Annotated in this window: 20 protein-coding genes; 7 read left to right on the plus strand and 13 right to left on the minus strand. The window is 70.1% G+C overall.

The window, feature by feature from the left end:
• The 11 genes from OG452_RS04035 to OG452_RS04085 are packed head-to-tail and all read right to left on the minus strand — an operon-like array spanning window position 1 to window position 10,716.
• Window positions 1-624: a hypothetical protein gene (locus tag OG452_RS04035; RefSeq protein WP_327294218.1), complete on the minus strand. Its 624-nt coding sequence runs from the start codon at window positions 622-624 to the stop codon at window positions 1-3.
• Window positions 621-1,133: a hypothetical protein gene (locus tag OG452_RS04040; RefSeq protein WP_327294219.1), complete on the minus strand. Its 513-nt coding sequence runs from the start codon at window positions 1,131-1,133 to the stop codon at window positions 621-623. The genes OG452_RS04035 and OG452_RS04040 overlap by 4 nt, the downstream gene beginning before the upstream one ends.
• The gene (locus OG452_RS04045; RefSeq protein WP_327294220.1) at window positions 1,130-2,392 is read right to left on the minus strand and encodes an MlaD family protein; all 1,263 of its coding nucleotides are present in this window, start codon (window positions 2,390-2,392) and stop codon (window positions 1,130-1,132) included. Before OG452_RS04045 ends, OG452_RS04040 begins: the two co-directional genes overlap by 4 nt.
• Window positions 2,392-3,576 carry an MCE family protein gene (locus OG452_RS04050; RefSeq protein WP_327294221.1) on the minus strand — a complete coding sequence of 395 codons (1,185 nt, stop codon included), beginning with the start codon at window positions 3,574-3,576 and terminating at the stop codon, window positions 2,392-2,394. Before OG452_RS04050 ends, OG452_RS04045 begins: the two co-directional genes overlap by 1 nt.
• Window positions 3,573-4,757, minus strand: a complete 1,185-nt coding sequence (locus OG452_RS04055) for an MCE family protein (RefSeq protein WP_327294222.1) — start codon at window positions 4,755-4,757, stop codon at window positions 3,573-3,575. Before OG452_RS04055 ends, OG452_RS04050 begins: the two co-directional genes overlap by 4 nt.
• Window positions 4,754-5,803 carry an MCE family protein gene (locus OG452_RS04060; protein ID WP_327294223.1) on the minus strand — a complete coding sequence of 350 codons (1,050 nt, stop codon included), beginning with the start codon at window positions 5,801-5,803 and terminating at the stop codon, window positions 4,754-4,756. Before OG452_RS04060 ends, OG452_RS04055 begins: the two co-directional genes overlap by 4 nt.
• Window positions 5,800-6,831, minus strand: coding sequence for an MCE family protein (locus OG452_RS04065; RefSeq protein ID WP_327294224.1), 1,032 nt, complete (start codon window positions 6,829-6,831; stop codon window positions 5,800-5,802). Before OG452_RS04065 ends, OG452_RS04060 begins: the two co-directional genes overlap by 4 nt.
• Window positions 6,828-8,069, minus strand: a complete 1,242-nt coding sequence (locus OG452_RS04070; RefSeq protein ID WP_327294225.1) for an MCE family protein — start codon at window positions 8,067-8,069, stop codon at window positions 6,828-6,830. Before OG452_RS04070 ends, OG452_RS04065 begins: the two co-directional genes overlap by 4 nt.
• A complete protein-coding gene (locus OG452_RS04075; protein WP_327294226.1) occupies window positions 8,066-8,869 on the minus strand; it encodes an MlaE family ABC transporter permease in 804 nt (267 codons plus the stop codon). Before OG452_RS04075 ends, OG452_RS04070 begins: the two co-directional genes overlap by 4 nt.
• A gap of 3 nt (window positions 8,870-8,872) precedes the next feature.
• Window positions 8,873-9,730, minus strand: coding sequence for an MlaE family ABC transporter permease (locus OG452_RS04080; protein WP_327294227.1), 858 nt, complete (start codon window positions 9,728-9,730; stop codon window positions 8,873-8,875).
• Window positions 9,727-10,716: an ABC transporter ATP-binding protein gene (locus OG452_RS04085; RefSeq protein ID WP_327294228.1), complete on the minus strand. Its 990-nt coding sequence runs from the start codon at window positions 10,714-10,716 to the stop codon at window positions 9,727-9,729. The genes OG452_RS04080 and OG452_RS04085 overlap by 4 nt, the downstream gene beginning before the upstream one ends.
• A 635-nt stretch (window positions 10,717-11,351) precedes the next feature.
• On the opposite strand from OG452_RS04085, the gene OG452_RS04090 reads away from it, so the two are divergent.
• Window positions 11,352-12,296 (plus strand): hypothetical protein, encoded by a 945-nt coding sequence (locus tag OG452_RS04090; protein WP_327294229.1) that lies wholly within the window; start codon window positions 11,352-11,354, stop codon window positions 12,294-12,296.
• A gap of 146 nt (window positions 12,297-12,442) precedes the next feature.
• On the opposite strand, the gene OG452_RS04095 is transcribed toward OG452_RS04090, so the two are convergent.
• Complete coding sequence (locus OG452_RS04095; protein WP_327294230.1) at window positions 12,443-13,948, minus strand: DUF6801 domain-containing protein; 1,506 nt, start codon at window positions 13,946-13,948, stop codon at window positions 12,443-12,445.
• Between the two features lie 114 nt (window positions 13,949-14,062).
• Window positions 14,063-14,665, minus strand: coding sequence for a hypothetical protein (locus OG452_RS04100; RefSeq protein ID WP_327294231.1), 603 nt, complete (start codon window positions 14,663-14,665; stop codon window positions 14,063-14,065).
• A gap of 612 nt (window positions 14,666-15,277) precedes the next feature.
• Here OG452_RS04100 and OG452_RS04105 point away from each other — a divergent pair.
• The 6 genes from OG452_RS04105 to OG452_RS04130 all read left to right on the plus strand — a co-directional run bounded on the left by OG452_RS04105 (window position 15,278) and on the right by OG452_RS04130 (window position 22,884).
• The gene (locus OG452_RS04105) at window positions 15,278-16,480 is read left to right on the plus strand and encodes a helix-turn-helix domain-containing protein (protein ID WP_327294232.1); all 1,203 of its coding nucleotides are present in this window, start codon (window positions 15,278-15,280) and stop codon (window positions 16,478-16,480) included.
• A gap of 145 nt (window positions 16,481-16,625) precedes the next feature.
• Window positions 16,626-17,087: an SCP2 sterol-binding domain-containing protein gene (locus OG452_RS04110; RefSeq protein WP_327294233.1), complete on the plus strand. Its 462-nt coding sequence runs from the start codon at window positions 16,626-16,628 to the stop codon at window positions 17,085-17,087.
• A 215-nt stretch (window positions 17,088-17,302) separates the two neighbouring features.
• Window positions 17,303-17,674, plus strand: coding sequence for a BlaI/MecI/CopY family transcriptional regulator (locus tag OG452_RS04115; protein ID WP_327294234.1), 372 nt, complete (start codon window positions 17,303-17,305; stop codon window positions 17,672-17,674).
• A complete protein-coding gene (locus OG452_RS04120) occupies window positions 17,671-18,612 on the plus strand; it encodes a M56 family metallopeptidase (RefSeq protein WP_327294235.1) in 942 nt (313 codons plus the stop codon). The genes OG452_RS04115 and OG452_RS04120 overlap by 4 nt, the downstream gene beginning before the upstream one ends.
• Window positions 18,613-18,697: 85 nt before the next feature.
• Complete coding sequence (locus tag OG452_RS04125; protein WP_442810147.1) at window positions 18,698-19,972, plus strand: FAD-binding protein; 1,275 nt, start codon at window positions 18,698-18,700, stop codon at window positions 19,970-19,972.
• A 56-nt stretch (window positions 19,973-20,028) separates the two neighbouring features.
• Window positions 20,029-22,884 carry a glycoside hydrolase family 2 TIM barrel-domain containing protein gene (locus OG452_RS04130; RefSeq protein ID WP_327294237.1) on the plus strand — a complete coding sequence of 952 codons (2,856 nt, stop codon included), beginning with the start codon at window positions 20,029-20,031 and terminating at the stop codon, window positions 22,882-22,884.
• Window positions 22,885-22,898 lie beyond the last annotated feature (14 nt).

Consider the following 22,898-nt stretch of genomic DNA (forward strand, 5'->3'; position numbering starts at 1 on the left):
TCAGCGGGCCGTGATGTCGGTGATCAGCCAGTTGCCGCCGCGGAGTTCGGCCGTCACCGACAGCTGCGCGGCCACCACCCCGGCCGGTCTGCCCTTGCGCTGTGCGGTCTGGTCGAGGAAGACCAGCAGCCGCGCCTCGCTGCCGGTCAGCCGGGTGACTCCGGCCCGTACCACCTGGGTGGTGAGCGTCAGCTTCTGCTCCTTCGCCCGCTTACCGACCTGCCCGAAGAGCGCGGCGTACTGCTTCGCGGCCTTCCCTGCGAGCAGTTCACGCGCCGACTGCGCGGTGACGTCGGTGGCCTGCGGTGTGTAGGAGAGGACCTTGCCGAGCGTGTCGCTGACGTCCCCGGTGACCTGCGAGGTGGCCTCCGTGTCGGCGAGGGCGTGGTTCGCGGCGGCCGGCGTGGTCCTCAACTGGTGGGCCCTGAACAGCATCCCGGCCCCACCGAGCACCAACAGCAGGACGGCCAGACCTGCCGCGATCAGGGCCCGGCGCCGGCCGCGACCGCTCGCCCCTGGCGTCTCCTCGTCCGGGACATCCGAAACGTCCGAGAAGTCTGAGACATCCGGGGCGTCCGAGGCGTCCTGCGCGTCCACTCCGATGTCCTCCGCCGTACTGCTCACGCGCCCTCCTTACCGACCGGCACTGCGCTGAGTGCGGTGACTTTCCAGCCGTCCGGGGTACGGGCGAGCGTGGCCGTGAAGCGTTTACGGTCGGTCGTCGCCGTACCGCCCCTGGGGGTGATCGCGACCTTGACCGTGGCGATCAGCGCCGCTGTGCCCGCGCGGTCGTCGAGCGTGGTGAGCGCGGCGTCGGTGACGGTGCCGCGCGCCGAAGTGCCGGCCTTGGTGAGAGTGGTGCGGTCGGTGGTCCGGGTGGCTGCCAGCCTGTCGTGGAGCGCTCCGGTCGAGGCGTCGAGCCACTGCGCCAGCCCGCTGTCGGTGTCCTTCACATCGAGGGTGTTGAGCTGGGCGACCCGTTCGCGCCCGGCCGCCAGCGCGGCGTCCCGGGACGCCGCGTACCGCAGCGAACCGTCCTGGTGCGCCTGCCAGTACACCCACCCGGAGACGGTACAGAAGACGACGGCCACCGCGACGGCCGCCCAGCTCAGCACCTTGGTACGTGTGGTCATGCCCCGGCTCCAAGACCGAGCAGACCGCCCAGACCGGTGGGGCCTCCGGCGGGCAGCGCGGGTGTCCCCAGCGCGCCGGGGAGTGAACCCGCCCCTCCCGCGTCGGTTCCCAGGAGCAGGGAGCCCGGCTTGGCGGGCGCCGCGAGCGCGCCGCCGCGCGGTGCGTTCGCCGAACCGCGCACCTCCTTGCCGGTGCTGGGCGGTGAGGTGCAGCGTGCGTCGGTGTTGAGCTCCGAAGTGGCGCTGGTGTCCAGGCCGTTGCGGTACGTCGTCCCGCCGTACCCGGCGGTGCACGGCAGGGGCGAGAAGAAGGTGACGGCCATACCGAAACGTGCTCCCTTGGCGTTGATCGCTGTCGACCCCGCCGCGGCCACCGCCGGCAGTTTCACCAGCAGTTCCTCCGTACCGCGCTGTCGGGTGACCGCCACGTCGGAGGTCGTCAGCAGATTGGCGAGGACCACGCTCAGATCGGGGTTCAGATCTCTGAGCAGTCCGCTGACCTGCGTAGCGGCCTCGGGGGTGGCCGCGATGAGCGCGCGCAGATCGGTGTCGGAGTCCACCAGCTGCCCGGCGAGCCCCTTGGCGCCCCTGGCGAAGGACTTCAGCGCTTCGCCCTCCTGCGTCTGGGTGCGGAGCACGGTCTCGCCGTCGGTCATCAGCTTGGTGTCGGTGGGCAGTGCCTTGTCCGCGGCCTTGAGGAAGTCGCTGCTGCTGTCCATCAGGACCTGGAGGTCCTCGCCGCGCCCGTCGAACGCGGTGCCGAACTCGTCCACGACCGTGCGCAGCGCGTCCGTGTCCACCGACGACGTCAGGTCGTTGACGCTGGTGAGGACGTTGGTCACCGGGGCCGGGATGCCGGCGTCCGCGCGTGCGATGTGGGAGCCGTCCTCCAGGTACGGGCTGCCCGTGGTGGTGGGCCGCAGGTCGATGTACTCCTCGCCGACCGCCGACAGGTTGGCGACGACCGCTTTCAGGTCGGCGGGGATGGCGGGCGCCGAGTCGCTGATCCGCAGGTCGGCCTCCACTCCGTTCCCGGTCAGCCGGATCGGTCCGACCCGGCCGACCGAGACGCCCCGGTAGGTGACGTTGGCGTGGGTGAACAGGCCGCCGGTCTCCGGGAGTTCGACCTTCACCACGTAGTAGCCGCGCAGCCCGACCAGATGCCCGAGGTCGGCGTAGCGGGCGCCGAGGTAGCCGAGGACGAGCACCGCGATCAGCAGGAAGGCGGTGTTCTTCAGCCGGGTGGCCCTGGTGACCATCAGTGGCCGCCTTCCGTGGACGGGGCGGGGAGGGAGGGCAGCGGCAGCGGCGGGGTGGGGGCCCCGGCCTTCCGCGACGCGGTGGCGCCGTCGGTGGCGCCTCCCTGTGTGCCGCCTCCTGAGAGGGTGATCGGCGGAACGATCTGTGTCCCCGGCACGGCCGTCACATCCAGATAGACATTGAGGTAGTCGCCCTTCACGCCGCGCAGCACCTCGTCGGTGAACGGGTAGGTGAAGAGCACCTGCAGCGAGTCGGGCAGGTCCTTGCCGGAGTCGGCGAGCCGCTGGAGCGTCGGCGCGAGCGCCTTGAGGTCGGCGACCATGTCGGCCTTGCTCTTGTTCACGGTGTCGACGGCGACCCCGGAGAGGGTGTCGAGCGCCTTGAGCATGGTGAGCAGGGAGCCACGCTGCTTCTCCAGAACCTTCAGTCCGGGACTGAGCCCGGTGAGCGCCTTGCCGATCGACTGTTTGCGGGTGGCGAGCGTCGCGGACAGCCGGTTGACGCCGTCGAGCGCCTGGGTGATGTCGCTCTTGTGCCCGTCCAGGCTGGTCACCAGTGTGTTGACGGACTGGAGTGTGGAGCGGATCTGCGGCTCCCGGCCGCCCAGGGTCTTGTTGAGTTCGGTGCTGATGGTCTTGAGCTGCTGGACACCGCCGCCGTTGAGCAGCAGTGAGAGTGCTCCGAAGACCTCCTCCACCTCCGGGTTGCGGTTCGTGCGCGAGATCGGGATGGTCTGGCCGTCGGTGAGCCGGTCGGCCGAGGCACCCTGGTCCGGCGCGGTGAGCTGGATGAACTTCTCGCCGAGCAGGCTGGACTGTTCGAGATGGGCGTAGGCGTTCCGCGGCAGGCGCACTTTGCCGTTGACCCGCATGGTGACCCGCGCCGACCAGTTCCCCGGCGAGAGCGCGATCTTCGAGACCCGGCCGACGGCCACGTCGTTCACCTTGACCGCGGCCTGCGGGACCAGGTTCAGTACGTCGCCGAAGTCCGCGGTGATCTCGTACGGATGCGAGCCGAGGTCTGCGCCGCCGGGCAGCGGCAGGTTCTCGATACCGGAGAACGACGGCGCGGCGCAGCCGCCGAGCGTGACGGCGCAGCCGACGGCCAGCGCGACCGCGGCCGCGATGCCCGTGCGGGAGGTGCGAAACGTACGGGAGCTGGGGGAAGCAGTGTTCCGGCTCATCGGGTGGCCCCCTTGTGTGCCGTGGGATTCGGGGCCCTCTTCGACGGGGAGCCGTACACGTCGCCGACTGCCGGGAGCGGCAGCGTGGGCAGCGACTTCCGTTGTGACGGCTCTACGGGGACCAGGCCGTCGAGTCCCGCACCGGCCGGGACCCCACCGGCTGCGCCGGCCGCCGGTCCGGCCGTGGACGCGGCGCCCGCACCGCTGAGTCGGCCGTTCATGCTGATCTCGTTGAGGTTGCCCCGGCCATCGATGGTGCGGTGCACGGGGTCGTAGGCGTTGAGCAGGTTCCCGGCGGCGAGCGGCGCGTCGTCCAGCATCTCGGCGAGCGAGGCCCGCTGTTCGACCAGGGTGTCGGTGATGGGCCGCAGTCGGCTGACGCTCTTCTTGAGCGATCCGCGGTTCTCCTCGATGAAGGTCTTCACCTGGCCGAGCGCGGTGCCCAGTTCCTTCAGTGCGGTGCCGAGATCGTCCTTGTCGGCGTCGAGGAAGCCGGAGACGTTGGCGAGCTGCTGCTCCGCCGTGTGCACCTTTCCGTCGTTGCCCTTGAGCATCGTGGTGAAGGACTGGAGGTAGGCGAGGGTGTCGAAGAGGTTGCCGCTGCTCTTGTCGAGCGTCTTGGCCGCCTTGCCGAACTGCTCGATCGAGTCGCCGATCGCCTTGCCGTTGCCGTGCAGGTTGGCCGCACCGGTCTTGAGCAGATCGGCCAGCGCGCCCTTCGAGTTGGCGCCCTTCGGCCCGAGTGCGGTGGCCAGCTGGGTGACGCTCGCGTACAGCTGGTCGACCTCGACGGGTGTGGCGTTGCGGGCCGCCGCGAGTGTGGCCCGGTCCTTGAGCTGCGGGCCGCTGGTGTACGCGGGTGACAGCTGGACGTACCGGTCGGCGACGATGCTCGGTGCGACGATCAGGGCGCGCGCGTCGGCCGGCACCTTCACGCCCTTGTCGAGGACGAGCACCACCCGTACCTCCCGGCCCTCCGGCCGTACGGAGTCGACCGTGCCCACCTTGACTCCGAGGATCCGCAGATCGGAGCCCGCATAGAGGCCGGTGGCCCGGTCGAAGTAGGCGGTGATCCGGTGGCCTCCGGCGCCGTCGAGGGCGAGGACTCCGGTGGTGGTCACACCCGCGACCAGTACGAGTCCGGCCCCGATGCCCGCGAAACGCCTGGTGGTGTGGTTCATCGGCTGCCTCCCTGGGTCTGCCGGGGCGACATGCATCCGGTGGCCGGGGGCGCGCCCGCCGGCAGGTAGTTCTTCGGGACGAGCCCGCAGATGTAGCTGTCGAACCAGCGGCCGTTGCCCAGGGTGTTGCCGACGAGCCGGTAGTAGGGGCCGGCCAGTGACAGCGCCTTGTCCAGGCTCTTGCGGTTCTTCAGCAGCACGGTCGTGACCTTGTCGAGTGCGGTCAGGGTGGGCTTCAGCTGCTTGTTGTTGTCCTTGACCAGACCGGTCAGCCCGGCGCCGAGGTCGGTGGTCCCGGTGAGCAGCAGATGGATGGAGTCCCGCCGGTCCTGGATCTCTCCGAGCAGCAGGTTGCCGTCCTTGAGGAGGGCGTCGAAGCTGCTGTTCTTGTCGGAGAGGGTCTTGGTGAGCTGTTTGCTGCCCTTGAGCAGCTTGGCCAGTTCGGCGTCCCGCTGCGAGACCGTCCGCGACAGCGCGGAGAGGCCGGTCGCCGCGTTCTTCACGTCGGGGGGCGAGTCCTTGAAGGTGTCCGAGATCGTCTCGAAGCTCTTCGCCAGCTGCTTGGTGTCGAGGTCGCCGATGGTGTCGCTGAGACCGCTGAACGCCTGGGTGACGTCGTACGGCGATGTGGTGCGGCTCAGCGGGATCCGGTCCGACGGGTTCTGCGGCCGGGTGCCGACCGGGTCGAGTGCCAGGTACTTGTCGCCGAGCAGCGTCTTGATGGCGATGGCCGCCGTGCTGGAGTCGCCGACCCAGGCGCCCTTGACCTTGAAGGACACCTTCACCTTGGCGCCGTCGAGCGAGACCGCTTTCACCTGGCCGACCCTGACCCCGGCGATCCGTACCTCGTCGCCCGGGCTGATCCCGGCCGATTCGGTGAAGTCGGCGGTGTACGTGGTGCCGCCGCCGATGAAGGGCAGCGAGTCGGCGCGGTAGGCGGCGAGCCCTATCAGTGCGAGCACCAGCAGTCCGACCACGCTGACGGCGACCGGGTTGCGCTCCCGTACGGGCTTGAGCCGCGGGAGCCGCACGCGGGGCGAGTTCATCCCTGGCACCTCGATTCGGTGACCGCGATGCCGGTGGGCGGCTTGCTGCCGTCCGATGTGGTCACGCCCGTCACCCGGGCCTCGCAGAGATAGAGGTTGAGCCACGATCCGTAGGAGGTGAGCCGGGTGACGGCCTCCATCTTGGCGGGCGTGTTCCGCAGGAAGTCCTGAAGCTGCGGTGTGCCGTCGCCCAACTGCTTGGACACCCGGCCGAGTTCGCCGATGTCCTTCTTCAGCGGCGCCCGGCCGTCCTGGAGCAGTCCGGCGGTCGAGTTCGTCAGTGCGCCCATCGCGGTGATCGCGTCCCCGAGGGGCTTGCGGTCCCCGGCGAAGCCGGTGACCAGCTGCTGGAGGGTGACGACGAGGTCGTTGAAGTCCGACTCCCGGTCGTTGACCGTCGTCAGTACCATGTTGAGGTTCTTGATGACCTGGCCGATGACCTTGTCCTTGGCGGCGACCGTGGTGGTCAGCGATCCGACGTGCTGGAGCAGGCTGTCGACGGTGCCGCCCTCGCCCTGGAGGACCTGCACGATGGAGTTGGCCAGCTGGTTCATCTCGGCCGGGGCCAGCCCCTGGAGGAGCGGCTGGAACCCGTTGAACAGCTCGGTGAGGTCCAGGGCCGGTGTGGTGTGCGAGAGCTGGATGGTGTCGCCGGGCGTGAAGTGCTTCCCGACGGGCCCGGTGCCCTGCTCCAGGTCGACGTACCGCTGGCCGACCATGTTGAGGTACTTGATCGACGCGGTCACCGACGCGGGCAGCGTGCGTCCCTTTTCCACTGCGAAGCGCACCTCGGCGAGCCGCCGGTCGGCGACCTTCACGGACTCGACCTGGCCGACCTTCACCCCCGCGATCCGTACGCTGTCCCCGGCGATCAGCCCGGTGGCGTCGGTGAAGCGCGCCCGGTAGGAGACGGTGTCACCGACATCCGTGTTGGCGATGCTCAGTCCGAGTACCGCGGTGGCCAGGGAGGTCACCAGGACGAAGACCAGGGACTTGACGAGCGGGGCGGTCAGGCTGCGGCGCTTCACTTGAGCTTCACCTCCGCACCGCGGAAGACCGGGCCGGCCAGCAGGCTGCTCCAGTCGGGGAGGGCCTGCGCCGGTGTCTTCGCGCCGGGGGCCAGCAGTTCGTTGACGAGCTGGTTCTCCTGGGGCGAGTTGGGCAGCCCGAGACTGCCGGACCTGCCCGCCCCGGTGGCGGCGGTCGGCACGGTCTTGCCGGTATAGGGGACGGAGTAGCAGTGCGGCCCGCCGTTCGCGGTGTAGGACGGGGCGTCCCGGCCCGGTGTGTACTTCCCGAGCGAGGGGACGGAGACGAGGCTGACATGCAGTCCCGGCTCGTCCGTTCCCTTGCCGAGCGCCTTGTCCATGGCGGGGACGAAGCCCGCCAGGGTGCTCAGGGTGCAGGGGAACTCGGGGGCGTACTTCGCGAGGAGTTCCAGGGTGGGCCGGCCGGTCGCGGAGAGCCGGATGATGTTGTCCTTGTTCTGCTGGAGGAAGGCCGTGACGTCCTGGGCGGTACTGGTGGTGGTGGAGTACAGGCCCGCAAGTCCGGCCTGCTTCTCGGCGAGGGTGGAGCTGGTGGTGGTGAAGTCGGTGAGCGCGGTGAGGATGTCGGGCGACGCGTCGGAGTAGACCTTGGTGACCTTCACCAGTTCTGCGATGTCCCGGTTGAGCGTGGGTAGTTGCGGGTTGAGCTTCTTCAGGTAGGTGTCGAGGGTGACGAAGGTGTCGCCGAGCTGCTGCCCCCGGCCGCTCAGGGCCTGCGAGACGGCGGTCAGCGTGGCGGAGAGCTTCTGCGGTTCGACCGCGGTGAGCAGCGGCAGTACGTGGTCGAGCACCTGCTCCAGCTCGATCGCGTTGCGTGAGCGGTCCTGCGGGATGGTGTCGCCCGCCTTCAGCGCGCGGGTGGACGCGCGGGCCGGGGGTACGAGTGCGACGTACCGCTCGCCGAAGAGTGTCGTCGGCAGCATCTGCGCGGTGACGTCGGACGGGACCTGGCCGAGCTTGTCCGGCTGGATGGCGAGGGTGAGCCGGGCGCCGCCGCCGTCCGAACTGATGCCGCGCACCTGCCCGATGACGACGCCGCGCAGCTTCACATCGGCGTTGAGGTGCATCTCGCTGCCGACGGTGTCCGTGTCCACCCGGACCGTCGCGGTGTCGGTGAAGTCCTTCTGGTACACGGCGATCGACAGCCAGATCAGCAGTGCGGGGACCACGATGAAGACCACACCGGCGAGCCTGCGCCGTACGGTCCGCGCGCTCATCCCGCCACCTTCACGGTCGTCGTGGCGCCCCAGATGGCCAGGGAGAGGAAGAAGTCGGTGACGCTGATGAGCACGATGGCGTTACGCACCGACCGGCCGACCGCCACCCCTACCCCGGCGGGCCCGCCGGTCGCGCGGAAGCCGTAGTAGCAGTGGGCCAGGATCACCAGCACGCTGAAGATCAGCACCTTGAGCACCGAGAGCAGCACGTCGTCCGGGGAGAGGAACAGGTTGAAGTAGTGGTCGTAGGTGCCGGACGACTGCCCCTTGAAGAGGACGGTCACCAGCCGGGAGGCGATGTACGAGCTGAGCAGCCCCATCGCGTACAACGGGATGATCGCGACGACCCCGGCGATGATCCGGGTGGTGACGAGGTACGGCATGGAGCGCACCCCCATCGCTTCGAGGGCGTCCACCTCCTCGTTGATGCGCATCGCGCCGAGCTGGGCGGTGAAGCCCGCGCCGACGGTCGCGGAGAGTGCGAGTCCGGCGACCAGTGGGGCGATCTCGCGGGTGTTGAAGTACGCGGAGATGAACCCGGTGAAGGCGGCGGTGCCGATCTGGTTGAGCGCGGCGTATCCCTGGAGGCCGACGACCGTCCCGGTGAAGAGGGTCATGCCGACCATCACGCCGATGGTGCCGCCGATGACGCCGAGGCCGCCGCTGCCGAAGGCGACCTCGGCGAGCAGCCGCTGGACCTCTCCGATGTAGCGGCGCAGGGTGCGGGGGATCCAGATGAGCGCCCGTACGTAGAAGACGAGTTGGTCGCCGGAGCGGTCGAGCCAGCCGAGCATGGACATCTCTCAGCTCCCCTTCGCGGGGACGATCTGGAGATAGACCGCCGTAAGGACCATGTTCACGAAGAACAGCAGCATGAAGGTGATGACGACGGACTGGTTGACCGCGTCGCCGACGCCCTTGGGGCCGCCCCTGGGGTTCAGGCCTCGGTAGGCGGCGACGATCCCGGCGAGGAACCCGAAGATCAGCGCTTTGACCTCGCTGACGTAGAGGTCGGGCAGCTGGGCGAGCGCGGAGAAACTGGAGAGGTAGGCGCCGGGTGTGCCGTGCTGCAGGATCACGTTGAAGAAGTAGCCGCCGAGTGTGCCGACGACCGAGACCAGCCCGTTCAGCAGGACCGCCACGAACATGGTGGCGAGTACCCGGGGGACGACGAGGCGCTGGACGGGTGAGACGCCCATGACCTCCATCGCGTCCAGCTCCTCGCGAATCTTCCGGGAGCCGAGGTCGGCGCAGATCGCCGAACCGCCGGCGCCCGCGATCAGCAGCGCGACGATCAGCGGGCTGGCCTGCTGGATGACGGCGAGCACGCTCGCTCCGCCGGTGAAGGACTGGGCGCCCAGCTGCTGGGTGAGCGAGCCGACCTGGAGGGCGATGACCGCGCCGAAGGGGATCGAGACCAGGGCGGCGGGCAGGATGGTGACGCTCGCGATGAACCAGAACTGCTCGATGAACTCCCGTACCTGGAAGGGCCTTCGGAAGACGGCCCCGGTCACGGCTGCCCCGAGTGCGAAGAGCTTCCCGGTCTCGCGCAGTGGCGCGAGCACCCGAAGCGGCGGGCGGGGCTGCCGGTACCCGGCGGCCTTGCCACCGGCGCCGTCCGCGGACGGCCCGGACGGCCGGACCGGCACCTGTGCGGTCATCGCCGGCCACCGCCGGAGGCCGGGGCCGTATAACTCCTGAGGATGGCGGTGCGCGCCGCTTCGGGCAGCTCCGCCAGCATGCCCAGCACTCGCTCCCTGCGCCGCAGTACCGCCTGGCGCTCGGGCAGTCCTGCGGACGGTTCGAGCTGCGGGACGATGGGCCGGGGCGCCCGCGGGCGGGAGCCGGCCGCGCTGCGCTGCTCGGCCGCGAGGGTCGCCGCGTCCTTCTCCTCGGACATCCCGATCGGCCCTTCGCGCCGGCCGCTCAGGAACTGCGCGACCACCGGCTCCTCACTGGTGAGAAGCAGCTCGCGGGGCCCGAACGTGACCAGGTTGCGCAGGAAGAGCATCCCCATGTTGTCGGGCACGGTGGCCGCGATGTCGAGATTGTGGGTGACGATCAGCATCGTCGCGTCGAACTGCGCGTTCAGGTCGATGAGCAGCTGGGAGATGTACGAGGTACGGACCGGGTCGAGTCCGGAGTCCGGTTCGTCGATGAGGATGATCTGGGGGTCGAGTACGAGGGCGCGCGCGAGACCGGCACGCTTGCGCATTCCGCCGGATATCTCACCGGGCAGTTTCTCCTCCGCGCCCAGGAGGCCCACCATGTCCATCCGCTCCATGACGATGCGGCGGATCTCGGACTCCTTCTTCCTGGTGTGCTCCCGGAGCGGAAAGGCCACGTTGTCGAAGAGGGTCATCGATCCGAAGAGCGCACCGTCCTGGAACATCAGGCCGAAGAGCTTGCGGGTCTCGTAGACGTCGCGCTCGGGGCTGTTCACCATGTCGACGCCGTTGATGAGCACACTGCCCCGTTCGGGTTTCAGCAGCCCGATCAGAGACTTGAGAAACACGGTCTTCCCGGTGCCGGAAGGGCCGAGCATCACACTGACCTCACCGGCCGGGAGTGTGAGTGTCACGTCCTGCCAGATTCTCTGCTTGCCGAAAGACTTCGTGAGCCCTTCAACAACTACTTCGATTCCCATCTCACCTCCTGCGTGCACTCACGAAGTGACAGAAGTGCGCCGAGAGGCGCACGTTAAGTTCACCGGCGCCGCCGGTACAAGCCCTTGAACAGGTAACTCCTTAAGAAATTGGACTACTTGTCATAGGGCGACAAGCCCGAACGGAAACCTTGTTGAAAAGTGCTCACTCACAGCAGGGACGCAGGTGGGGGACGCACGCCCCGCCTCAACCGGCCGAGTCGTTCGCGGAGAGCGACGTTACGGCCGGGTAACCTGGGGCCGCAATACCAGTTCCCCAAGTTTCGTCCCGCCGTCGCGCTGCCGCCCTCTTCTTTGCGGTGAATGAGCAACGCGGTGCGGAAACTCATCCAGAAGTGATAAATTCCGCCGGCCGCCGGGTGGGGTGTGCGGGGACACAGGCTTACCGGTGGGCCACCGCACCGGTAAGCAGCAACTGACAAGAGGTGGCTTCCCCTTACTCATTCCGGCACAAGAAGAACCGGGCCGTCGAAGTTCATCAAACAGCGGGATTGTGCAGCGGTGTTTCCCGCCAGTAACCTCACGGCTCGGTGAATTCACCTGTTCCGGCGCGCCGCAGACCCATCAGGTCCGAGTACGGCACCGCCTTACGGCCGGCTGCCGAAAAAGGGGAAGACATGAGATCCGTTTCCACCCGCTTGCGTCTGGGGCTGCTCGCCGGCTCCACCGCCCTCACCGCGTTCGTGTCCGTGGGCACGGCTACCGCCGCCAGTGGTCCCGTCAGCCTCAACGGCAGCTGGGCGCCGTTCTCCCGGTGCCCCGTGGACGCTCCGGCGATGCTCGCCGCCGACGGGCAGAACGACACCGCGCTCTGCGTCTCCTCGCACTCGGCGAACGGCTCCATCAAGCTCGGCAACTCCGTCGTACCCACCGGGGCGAGCGATCTGCAGCTCGGCGTGATCACCCACCCCGACGGATCCTCGACGCTGGTCTCCCCCGCCGGGGGCGCCCTGGTGGCCGACTCCGCGCAGCTTCCGGGCGGCTTGCTCGGCCTGATGTGTCCGAGCAACGTCCCCGTGGTCAGCGGCATCTGCAAACAGATCACCGACAACAGCCTCAACAGGGTCACCGCCACCATCGAATCGGTGAACAACCCGAGCGGCTTCGCACTGCTGGCCGGGGCCACCACGGGGAAGCCGATCGTGACGCTGCCGGTCCGGATCCATCTGCAGAACCCCTTCCTCGGTGACAAGTGCTACATCGGCACCTCGTCGGACCCCATCCTGCTGCGCCCGCAGAACCTCACCGTCCCGGCCCCCGGAACCGAGGCGTTCGACGCCGACGGCACCGCCGACCCGGACGGCGCCCTGGGCCGGATCAACCTCGTCGGCGCGAACCAGGGCGACTCGTCGTACGCGGTTCCCGGCGCCAGCGGCTGCGGGCTGTCCCTGCTGAACTGGGCGGTGAACCTGAAGACGGCACTGCCGTCCCCGGCGGGCAGGAACAGCGTGACCCTGAACAGCGCGTCGACCTATGTGGCCACCCTCAACGACCCGGCGAGCGTCGCCCCCGGCGAGGGCAAGGCGCTCTCGGACGCCTGGCACTCGGCCGTCCGCCCCTGACGGTCCCACCACTGCCCGATGGGGCCGCCCCCGGCTGCGGGGGCGGCCCCATCGGCCTGCCGGGCCCGGTGACGCGGCCCGGCGCAGACCCGGTGCGGTGCCGAACCAGCCATTCGTGGCGGGCGGCCGGCGCGACGGCGCGTCAATCACGGCTTGGCGGCCCCGGAGCCCGGAAGTTCCGGCATATCGGGCGGGCAGAGGTTGTTGGGCGAGTCAGGAATGCACGTCGTCCCCTGGTTCATCTCAATACTGTTCCCGGGCCCGGACAGGGACGCGGTGAAAAGCGGGTCCAAGTCCTCACCGTTCGCACCGCACCCGGAGAACTTCGGAATGTCTATCGTGCCGTCGAGTGTGCCGCCGTAGAAGACATTGGTGTATTTGGCACCGCCGTTGAGAACCACCTTGTACGGTGTGGCGGTCCGGCAGGCACTTCCGACATCGAGAGGAGTGCCGTTCACCTTCACGTCGTACAGACGCAGGGACTGTTTGAACGAGATCACCGAGAACACACTCGTGCCGACATTCCCGGTCGAGATGGTGACCGGCCCTGTCTCGAAATGCACCTTCGCCGTGACCGGCTGGAATCCGAACGTCAGAAACGTCGATTCGGCGTCGGGGAGCCGCAGGTCCGCCAGCGAGTCGAGCCGCAGATAGAGGCCGCCCGGCTGGACGCTGGACCGCACCGATGAGTGGACGACAGCCAGCACACTGATCGTCACCGGCTTGTGCTTCGGGTCATTGATGATCATCGCGCCGTTGAGCTTGCTGACGTTGGCCACCCCGAGTGCGTACGCGCAGCCCGGGCTCCCGGGCAGCTCGTACTCCCCGGGTGTGGCACCCGGCGGCGCCACGGGCGCGTCGCTGATGTCGACCTTGCCCTTCGGCAGCACGGTCGGGCACTTGCCCACCGGGGCCGGGGCGGACCTGGGCTGCACCGTGACGCCGCTGCCCGCCTCCTTCCGTCCCTTCCTGTCGGCCGGAGTGCTGGGCGCCGGGCTGCCCGGCGCCGTGGAGGGTCCGGCGCTCCCGGCCCCCGGCACCGGAACGGTCCCCAGCCGCAGGTCCTGGCCGGCGGCCGGCTCGCAGACCAGCGGAACCGGCCCCGGGGCGCCCTGCTGTCCGGTGGCGGGCGTCGCGGTCACCAGCCCGAGCTTCAACTCACCTGCGGCCAGGGTTACATCACCCGTGCCGCCCACCGTGACGGTGGGCACCGGGCCCGAGTGGACGAGCCGTACATCGCCCTCCGCCGGGACCGGTGTACTGGGCGCGGCGAGATCCGACCACATCGCTGTGGCCGACTGATCGTTCTGGCTCACCTTGACGGCGAGTGACGCGGTGCTCAGCACCGCTTCGGCGTCCTTCGGCAGCAGCGCCGCCAGATCCTGGCGCGCCAGCCCCACCGTGACCTTCACCGGCCCCGGCCGCACCGGTTTGCCGACTTCGGCGGATGCCGGCAGGTCCATCGCCACCTCGACGGTGGCGTGGCCGGAGCCGGAAGGCAGACCGCAGTCGTACGAGAGCGTGGCCGGGGTGCCGCCCTCGCCGGCTGCCGAGCCGTTGCCGGCCAGCAGTCCGGCGACGAGCGCGGCCGCCGCGGCGGAGGCCAGCCGCACCGGCCGTCCGCCGCCCTGCACACGTGTCCTGGGATTCATGCCGGCCCTGCCCTCCGCCTCGTACGGCGCCTCATATGGTTCGGTCCCGAAACGTGAAATCCGGGCCGGAGGCGGTCCTGCCGCCTCCGGCCCGTACCGCTGCGCCCACCGGCGTTACGGCGTGCTGATCACCGGCAGGGTGCTCACCGCGTACGAGGCGTTGAAGCTCGCCACGTCACCGTTGTTGATGAGTCCGAGGCAGCTCGCGCCGGACGCGACCAGGCCGTTGCCGGTGCCGTCGATCACCAGGGCGTGGGCCGTGTTGTCGTAGTGGCCGTTGACCGTGCCGGTGAAGTCGGCCGCGCAGCCGACGCCCGAGATGTGCGCCGAGATGGCGCTGACGGTGCCGTTGACCCAGTTCGGGTGGGTGGAGTTCATACTGACCGCGTTGATCTTCCACGGGGTGGCCTTCATCGTGACGTTGAAGGTGATGCCGGCCACGCTGCAGCTGGTGAACTTGATGGTGCCGATGGTGCCGATCCCGACGCCGTTGGTGCTCGTCGCCTGGAGCGAGCCCGCGGTCACGTCGGACGACGCGCAGTTCAGAGTCGCCGCGGGCACCGCCAGTGAGGGGTTGACGGCGTGCGCGGTGTAGGCGCCGGAGTGGGTGACCGTCCATGAGGACGTGGCGGTGGCCGAGGCCGATGTCGCGGCCAGCCCGACGGCCGCGCCGATGGCGGCGGTCACGACTGCGGCTCTTGCGGCAATCTTGTGCATGGTGTGATTTCCCTTCGTGGCGTCTTGATCAGATTCCCGGAGTTCCGTCCCGAGCGGAACGGAGCCCCCACGAGGTTCACTTGGCCGGACGGCGGTTTCGTCCCGGGCGACCGCTTGTCCCGACCGTGCGGCGATGACGCTACGATTGAGTAACCTGAGTCCGCAATGGCCCGTGCGAAGAAATCCGGGCACGGATTCTCCGGGGTCGGTTTCCTGTTGTCCGGCGAGTAGGTGAACAGGTCCGCATTAGCCGAAAGTGAGTAATTCCTTACGGCCCGCCGTGTACTCCGGTGGCCGTTGGCCGGTCACGGCCCGGCCAACTCCCCGTGGCACAGCACGCGTTCCGGACCGCGCTTTTTCTTGTCAGGAAATGACAAAGGAACGCGCCGAAACCGGAGAGGAATTGACCGGCCGCCGCGTCCGGCGACCGGAACTCGCGCCACCGGTTGGCTGGATACACTCCCCTCCGGCCTCAGGCCCTGTCACGGCTGTGTCACCCTCCCCCGGCTTCGGCTATGTTCGGCAACCCAAATTGGTACGCACCTGAAGGTCTCCGGGAGCGCTCTCCCGTCGGCCACCCCCACCGGGCGCCGGAGAGCAAGGGGTCGAGAAATGCCGGGAGTTGTACAACCCTCGGATGTCGGAGAGCCACTGGGACCGCTTCCGCAGGAGTTCGCGGCCGTCATGCGGCCCGAACTACCCGGTCTGATCAAGGAAATCGGGCTTGAGGTCACCCGCGCCTACCCCGAGTACGCACGGCTGCTCGAAGGCCCCTACGCCCAGGGCATCCGGATCGGCGTGGAGCAGAACATCTCCGTCTTCATCGACCAGGTCGCCGAGCCCACCACGTCGTCCGCGTTGCGGGACGAGATGTGCCGGAGATTCGGCCGGTTCGAGGCGTACGAGGGCAGGAGCCTGGACCAGCTCCAGGGCGCGTACCGGCTCGGCGCCCGGATCGCGCTGCGGCGGGCGAAGCGGGTGGGGCGGCGCTACAACCTCTCCCCCACCCTGATGCTCACCTTCGCCGACGCGCTGTTCACCTATGTCGACGAGCTCGAAGCGCTCTCCCGCGAGGGGTATCTGGAGGTCAGGACGGCCGGCGGCGACCAGCTGGACACCCAGCGGCGCCGCCTGCTGCATCTGATCCTCGCGGGATCACCTGTGCCCCGCGCCGCCATCGCCGAACTCGCCGAGCAGACCTGCTGGACGCTTCCCGAGCAGGTCACCCTGGTCGCCCTGCGGCCACCCGCGGGTATTCCTTCCGCGCTTCTGGACAACGATGTCCTCGTCGATCTGGCGGAGCCGCAGCCCCATCTGCTGGTTCCCGGTCCTTTCGACGAGCGAAGACAGCGCATGCTCGACGCCGCACTCCCCGGAGCGCGCCGCACCATCGGTCTCGCAGTCCCACTCGCGAACGCCGCGGACTCGCTCCGCTGGGCGCGCCGGGTGCTCGATCTCGTCGACACCGGGATCATCGGGGACGCGCCGACGATCCGCTGCGAGGACCACCTGGTGACCCTCTGGCTGCTCTCCGACCGGGCACTCCTCGAACAACTGGCCGGGCGTGAACTGGCCCCTGTCTCCCACCTCACCGCGAACCGCAGGGACCGCCTCCTGGAGACACTGCACGCCTGGCTCGCGACCCGCGGCACCGCCGCCCAGCTGGGTGAGGTCCTGGACGTGCACGCACAGACCGTCCGCTACCGGATGCGCACCCTGGAGAGCATCTTCGGAGAGCAACTGTCCGACCCGGAGCGGCGGTTCGCCATCGAGATCGTCCTGCGTGCGATGCGGCTCGAATCGAGCGGCAGCTGACCCCGGCGCCCCCTCCAGGCCGCGTGCTTCTCCAGGCCCCCGCTCCCCCGGGTCGCCGACCCGGCCGGAACCGCCCGCCTTGCCCGTACGCCCAGCGCGCCATAACGTGACCCCTCTGAGTTTACTCGGTAGTAAGGAAGCGCTCGTGGCGGACAGCATCAGCGAGAGGCTCGCGGAGCTGGATTTCGCGTCCGTATCTCCGCAGGAGTTCGCGAAGATCATAAAGGGGCTCTCCACCAGGGAACTCGGTGAAATCGCCCGCGGTGACCTGCGACGACGGGTGCTCGCGGAGGTATTCGGGCGCGTGGAGCGGCAGTTCCGCCCGGAGAACGCCGGTTCGCTCGCCGCCGTGATCCGCTGGCGGGTCACCGGCGAGAGCGACGTGGTGTACGAGACCACGATCGGCGACGGGATGTGCACCGTCACCGAGGGGCGCTCGGCTGCCGACCCGCGTCTCACGCTCACCATGGGCGACGCCGACTTCCTCAGGCTTGTGTCCGGCAACGCGAGCCCGGTGACCCTCTTCATACTGCGCAAGGTCAAGATCGCGGGAGACGTGGGTCTGGCCTCGGGACTCACCCGGTACTTCGACATTCCCAGGCCCTGAGAAGTGGTCATGGGCGGCCCCGCCGGGTCGACCGACATGTGACCCGGACAGGCGGAGCGCCGGCCGCAGAACGCCGCAGGTCAGGGGGGCTGGGATCCGGACGCCAGGCATTCTTTCATAATGGTGTTCGGGTCTTCGCGGCGGAGACCCGGACGACCACGGCATTCCGGCCCGCCGACCGGATCAGCAGCGCCCATTCCTGGAGGAAGAACCCCATGAGCGAGGAGCACCCGGAACGGCGCCCGGCCGGCGAGCTTGAGGCGAGTGTGCTGGCCGCGCTGTGGGCGGCCGGGGAGCCGCTGACCCCCGCCGATGTGCAGAGCACCCTCGGCCGCGGGCTCGCCAGGACCACCGTGACGACGATCCTGAGCCGGCTGCACGACAAGGGGTGGGTCACCAGGTCCCGCGAGGGCCGCGGCTTCGCCTACACCCCGACCGAGGACTCCCCCGGGCTCACCGCCCGCCGGATGCACTCCGAGCTGGAGAAGGAACAGGACCGCTCCACGGTACTCGCCCGTTTCGTCTCCCGGCTGAGCTCCGACGACGAGCGGCTGCTGCGCGAACTGCTGGAGGGCGAGGGCAAGTGATCTACGCGGTGTGGGTACCCCTGCTGATGCCCCTGCTCGTGGCGCCCGCCGCCCGGTGGCTCGCCGAGCTGCTGGCGCCGCGGCAGGCGGTCCGGCTGCTGACGGCTGCGGCGCTCACGCTCGGCGGCTGCTCGGCCACGGCGCTGGGGCTGCTCGTCGTGGCGGGACTGCTGCGGCTGCCGCCGGTCGCCGCCCTCGGCCGGCTGATCCACCCGGTGAGCGGTGGCGGGCCGGGCACCACCGTCGCGGCCGTGGCGGCCGGTACCGCGCTCGCCTTCTGCGCCACCGCGCTGATACGGACCGTACTGCGGCAGCGCGCCGAGCTGCGCGCGGCCCGGCGCCACATCGGGGCCGGCGGCGAACTGGCCGTGGTCCGGGACACCACCCCCGACGCGTACGCGCTGCCCGGCCGCCCCGGCCGGATCGTCGTCACCACCGGGATGCTGCGAGCCCTGGCACCGGCCGAGCGCGAGGCGCTGTTCGCCCATGAGCGCGCGCACCTCGCGGGCCGCCACCACCTCTTCATCGCCGCGGCGGAGCTGGCGGCGCACTGCCACCCGGCGCTGCGCGGACTGCGGGCACCGCTCGGTTACGCCCTGGAGCGCTGCGCCGACGAGTCGGCGGCCGGGGCCGTCGGCGACCGCTCCCTCGCGGCCCGCACCATCGGCCGCGCCGCGCTGGCCGCCCACCGGGCGCCCGCCGCGCGCCCCAGCGTCGTACTCGCCGCCACAGCCGGTCCTGTCCCGCGCCGGGTCGCGGCGCTCCTGGGCCACAGTCCGGCCGGCGCCGCCCACCACGGGGGGCACGGACGGGCCGCCCGTGCCCTCGCCGGGGCGCTGCTGGTGTGCCTCTCGCTGTCGGCGGGCGGGGCGCTGGACGCCGCGACCGATCTGCACGGCGGCATCGAGGCGGCGCAGGCCGCCTCCGGCGACCACTGACGCGTACGGGGGCGGCGCGCCGGGGCCCGCCCCGGCTGAACGCGCCGCTCAACACCCCTGCTGTGCTGCCCGACCGCCGATTAACATCTCGAACATGTTGACGAACTGGGCGGGGAACATCGCCTTCACGGCACAGCGCATCGACCGGCCCACCACCCTCGACGAGCTCCGCGGGCTCATCGCCGCCTCCGCCCGGGTGCGCGTGCTGGGCAGCGGTCACTCGTTCAACACCATCGCGGACACCGACGGCACCCTGGTATCGGTGGCCGGGCTGCCTCCGGAGATCGAGGTGGACCGGGCCGCGTCCACGGTCCGGGTCGCGGCGGGCGTACGGTACGCCGAGCTGGCCAGGGAAGTGCACGCGCACGGACTCGCGCTGCCCAACATGGCCTCCCTGCCGCACATCTCCGTTGCGGGGTCCGTGGCCACCGGTACCCATGGGTCCGGCGCCGCACTCGGCGGGCTGGCCACCGCGGTCAGGGAGCTCGAACTGGTCACCGCTGACGGCGAGTTGCGGACGATCGGCCGCGACCGGGGCGGCGAGCGCTTCGCCGGGTCCGTGGTCTCGCTGGGCGCGCTCGGCGCTGTCACCTCGCTCACCCTGGACCTGGTGCCGGGTTTCGAACTGGCGCAGCGGGTCCGCACCGGGCTGCCCCTGTCGGCCCTGGACGAGCACTTCGACGCGGTGACATCGGCGGCGTACAGCGTCAGTCTCTTCACCGACTGGCGCGGTCCGCACTTCGGCCAGGTGTGGCTCAAGTACGTGGCGGACCAAGAGCCCGAGTTCCCCTGGGCCCCCGAGGCGCCGGGTCCGCTGCACCCCGTGCCGGGTATGCCGCCCGTGCACTGCACCCAGCAGCAGGGGGTGCCCGGGCCGTGGCACGAGCGGCTGCCGCACTTCCGGGCGGAGTTCACGCCGAGTTCGGGCGAGGAGATCCAGTCGGAGTATCTGGTGGACCGGCGCCACGGACTCGCCGCGCTGCACGCCGTCGACGCGATCCGCGACGTGGTCGCACCGCTGCTCCAGGTCTGCGAGGTACGGACGGTGGCCGCCGACGACCTGTGGCTGAGTCCGGCCTACGGCCATGACACGGTGGGGCTGCACTTCACCTGGCTCAAGGACACCGCGGCCGTACTGCCGGTGCTCAGGCTGCTCGAAGAGCGGCTGGAGCCGTTCGCCGCGCGTCCGCACTGGGGGAAGCTGTCCACCGTGCCGGCCGGGCGGCTGCCCGCGCTCTATCCGAAGCTGGCCGACTTCCGGCGCCTGGCCAGGGAGTCCGACCCGCAGGGCAAGTTCACCAACGCCTTCCTGGCGCCGCTGCTCGATGACGCCCGAACGACGAACACAAGCCCGTCATAAGGGCGTTGTCGCGCGCCCCGGCCCGGGAGACCCCAGAGCGAGGAGAGCAGGCACCGATGAGCACCCCGTACTACGAAGACGTGTCCCCCGGCAGCGGCGCCCTTCCGGCGCGTGCCAGGTATGCGGCATCCGATGCCATGTCCCTTTCGCTGAACGGAAGGTGGCGCTTCCGGCTCTCGCCGACCGCCGACGCGGCCGACGACTCGTTCGCCGCGCCGGGGTACGACGCCGGCGGCTGGGACGAGGTGGCGGTCCCCGGCCACTGGGTCCTCCAGGGGCACGGTGCGCCGATCTACACCAACCACCTCTACCCCTTCCCGGTCGACCCGCCGCGCGTACCGACCGGCAACCCGACCGCCGACCATCTGCACACGTTCGGCCTGCCGCCGCAGTGGCCGTCGGCCGGTGACGCCGTGCTGCGGTTCGACGGGGTCGAGTCGTGCGCCCGGGTCTGGCTGAACGGCGAGGAGCTGGGGGAGTTCAAGGGCAGCAGGCTGCCCCACGAGTTCGCGGTGGGCGCGCTGCTGCGGCCCGGCGGCAACGTGCTCGCGGTCCGGGTCCACCAGTGGTCGTCCGGGTCGTATCTGGAGGACCAGGACCAGTGGTGGCTGCCGGGCATCTTCCGCGATGTCACGCTGCTGCACCGCCCGGAGGGGGCCGCGGAGGACTTTTTCGTGCACGCCGCCTATGACCATGTCACCGGCCTGGGGACCCTGCGGGTGGACAGCACGGTCCCGGGCCGGGTGACCGTGCCGGAGCTGGGTGTCGAACTGGCCGCCGGTGCCGAGGTGTCGGTGCCGGTCGAGCCGTGGACGGCGGAGACCCCGAGGCTGTACGACGGTGAACTGGCCACCGTCGGTGAGCGGGTGGCCCTGCGCATCGGCTTCCGCACGGTCCGCGTCGAGGACGGCGTCATCAAGGTCAACGGGCGGCGGATCCTCTTCCGCGGGGTGAACCGCCACGAGTTCCACCCGGACACCGGCAGGACCCTGGACCTGGAGACCATGCGGGCGGATGTGGTGCTGATGAAGCAGCACAACATCAACGCCGTTCGCACCAGCCACTACCCGCCCCACCCCGACTTCCTGGGTATCTGCGACGAGCTGGGGCTCTGGGTCGTCGACGAGTGCGACCTGGAGACCCACGGCTTCACCGAGCAGGACTGGCGGGGCAATCCGGTCGACGACGACCGCTGGACCCCCGCCCTGCTTGACCGGGCGGCCCGCATGGTGGAGCGCGACAAGAACCACCCCTCGGTTGTCATCTGGTCGCTGGGCAACGAGTGCGGGACCGGACGCGGGCTGACCGCGATGGCCGGCTGGATCCGGGACCGCGACCCGGACCGGCCCATCCACTACGAGGGCGACCAATCGTGCGCGGACACCGATATGTACTCGCGGATGTACGCCTCGCACACCGAGGTGGCGGCCATCGGCCGCGGCGAGGGCGGCGGGCCCGCCGAGCGGCGCCAACTCCCCTTCATCCTCTGCGAGTACGGGCACGCCATGGGCAACGGCCCCGGTGGCCTCACCGAGTACCAGCAGCTCTTCGACGCGTACGAGCGCAACCAGGGCGGCTTCATCTGGGAGTGGATCGACCACGGCCTGACCCACCCCGAGTTCGGCTACGCGTACGGCGGTGACTTCGGCGAGGAGCTGCACGACGCCAACTTCGTCTGCGACGGGCTGCTCTTCCCGGACCGGACCCCGTCCCCGGCTCTCGCCGAGTACAAGAAGGTCATCGAGCCGGTCGGTATCGACGGCGGTGCGGCGGCGGGAACGGTCCGTATCGTCAACCGCTACGACTTCACCGGTCTGTCGCACCTCGTCTTCGAGTGGTCGTACGAGGTGGCGGGCGAGGCCGTGCGTACGGGCGTCCTCGACGTACCGGCGCTGGCACCCGGCGAGCGGGCCGAGGTACCGCTTCCCGCCCCGCCCGCCACGGAGCTGGCCACCGAGAGCTGGTGGACGGTGCGGGCGTTGCTCGCCGACGGCACCCGGCACGAGGTCGCCTGGGCCCAGCTGCCCGCCACGCCCAGACAGCGGACGGCCCTGGCCGTACCGGAGAGCAGCGGCCCGCAGCGCGCCGGGGAGCTGATCACCCTCGGTCCGGCCGCCTTCGACGCGCGCACCGGGGAGTTGCGGACCGTCGGGAACACCGCTCTGCGGGAGCTGCGGCTGGACGTCTGGCGGGCGCCGACCGACAACGACAACGGCAGGGACCCGGTGACCGGCGCCCGCTACGGGCAGCTCTGGCGCGAGCTGGGGCTGCACCGGATGCAGCATCGCCTGGACGCCGTCGAGCTGTCCGGCACCGCGCTGACGGTACGGACCAGGGTGGCGCCCGCGGCGCGGGACGCCGGCCTGGTGACCGTGTACCGGTGGACCAGTGACGGGACCCGGCTGCGGCTCACCGTGTCCGTCACGCCCGACGGCCGGTGGCCGGTGCCGCTCCCCCGGCTCGGCATCCGCTTCGCGCTGCCGGGCGGCGCCGGCTCGGCCGTCTGGTTCGGCGGCGGCCCCGGCGAGGCGTATCCGGACACCCGGGCTGCGTCGAGGCTCGGCCGGTGGGAGTCGTCGGTCGACGGCCTCCAGACGCCGTACGTCCGCCCGCAGGAGAACGGCGCCCGGGCCGGCGTCAGATGGGCGGCGATCGGGGGCGTACGGGTGGCGGGCGACCCGGAGTTCTCCTTCACGGCACGCCGCTGGACGAGCGAGCAGCTCGACGCGGCTGAGCACCGCACGGACCTGCGCCCGGCCGGCCGGGCGGTCTGGGTGAACCTCGACCATGCCCAGCACGGCATCGGCTCGCAGTCCTGCGGGCCGGGTGTCCTGCCGCAGCACCAACTGCGCGTGGGCGCCACCGAGTTCGGTTTCACCTTCACCGAGGAAACCGGAGAGACCGTCTCCTGAACCGGGTACGCACC

The organism is Streptomyces sp. NBC_01197, from assembly GCF_036010505.1.
Lineage (GTDB): Bacteria > Actinomycetota > Actinomycetes > Streptomycetales > Streptomycetaceae > Streptomyces.

Coding starts and splice junctions, on each gene's coding strand:
- OG452_RS04045 (WP_327294220.1), bottom strand. CDS start 2,392: ATGGTCACCAGGGCCACCCGGCTGAAGAACACCGCCTTCCTGCTGATC.
- OG452_RS04070 (WP_327294225.1), bottom strand. CDS start 8,069: ATGAGCGCGCGGACCGTACGGCGCAGGCTCGCCGGTGTGGTCTTCATC.
- OG452_RS04100 (WP_327294231.1), bottom strand. CDS start 14,665: ATGCACAAGATTGCCGCAAGAGCCGCAGTCGTGACCGCCGCCATCGGC.
- OG452_RS04095 (WP_327294230.1), bottom strand. CDS start 13,948: ATGAATCCCAGGACACGTGTGCAGGGCGGCGGACGGCCGGTGCGGCTG.
- OG452_RS04090 (WP_327294229.1), top strand. CDS start 11,352: ATGAGATCCGTTTCCACCCGCTTGCGTCTGGGGCTGCTCGCCGGCTCC.
- OG452_RS04115 (WP_327294234.1), top strand. CDS start 17,303: ATGAGCGAGGAGCACCCGGAACGGCGCCCGGCCGGCGAGCTTGAGGCG.
- OG452_RS04130 (WP_327294237.1), top strand. CDS start 20,029: ATGAGCACCCCGTACTACGAAGACGTGTCCCCCGGCAGCGGCGCCCTT.
- OG452_RS04085 (WP_327294228.1), bottom strand. CDS start 10,716: ATGGGAATCGAAGTAGTTGTTGAAGGGCTCACGAAGTCTTTCGGCAAG.
- OG452_RS04075 (WP_327294226.1), bottom strand. CDS start 8,869: ATGTCCATGCTCGGCTGGCTCGACCGCTCCGGCGACCAACTCGTCTTC.
- OG452_RS04040 (WP_327294219.1), bottom strand. CDS start 1,133: ATGACCACACGTACCAAGGTGCTGAGCTGGGCGGCCGTCGCGGTGGCC.
- OG452_RS04060 (WP_327294223.1), bottom strand. CDS start 5,803: ATGAACTCGCCCCGCGTGCGGCTCCCGCGGCTCAAGCCCGTACGGGAG.
- OG452_RS04080 (WP_327294227.1), bottom strand. CDS start 9,730: ATGACCGCACAGGTGCCGGTCCGGCCGTCCGGGCCGTCCGCGGACGGC.
- OG452_RS04105 (WP_327294232.1), top strand. CDS start 15,278: ATGCCGGGAGTTGTACAACCCTCGGATGTCGGAGAGCCACTGGGACCG.
- OG452_RS04055 (WP_327294222.1), bottom strand. CDS start 4,757: ATGAACCACACCACCAGGCGTTTCGCGGGCATCGGGGCCGGACTCGTA.
- OG452_RS04050 (WP_327294221.1), bottom strand. CDS start 3,576: ATGAGCCGGAACACTGCTTCCCCCAGCTCCCGTACGTTTCGCACCTCC.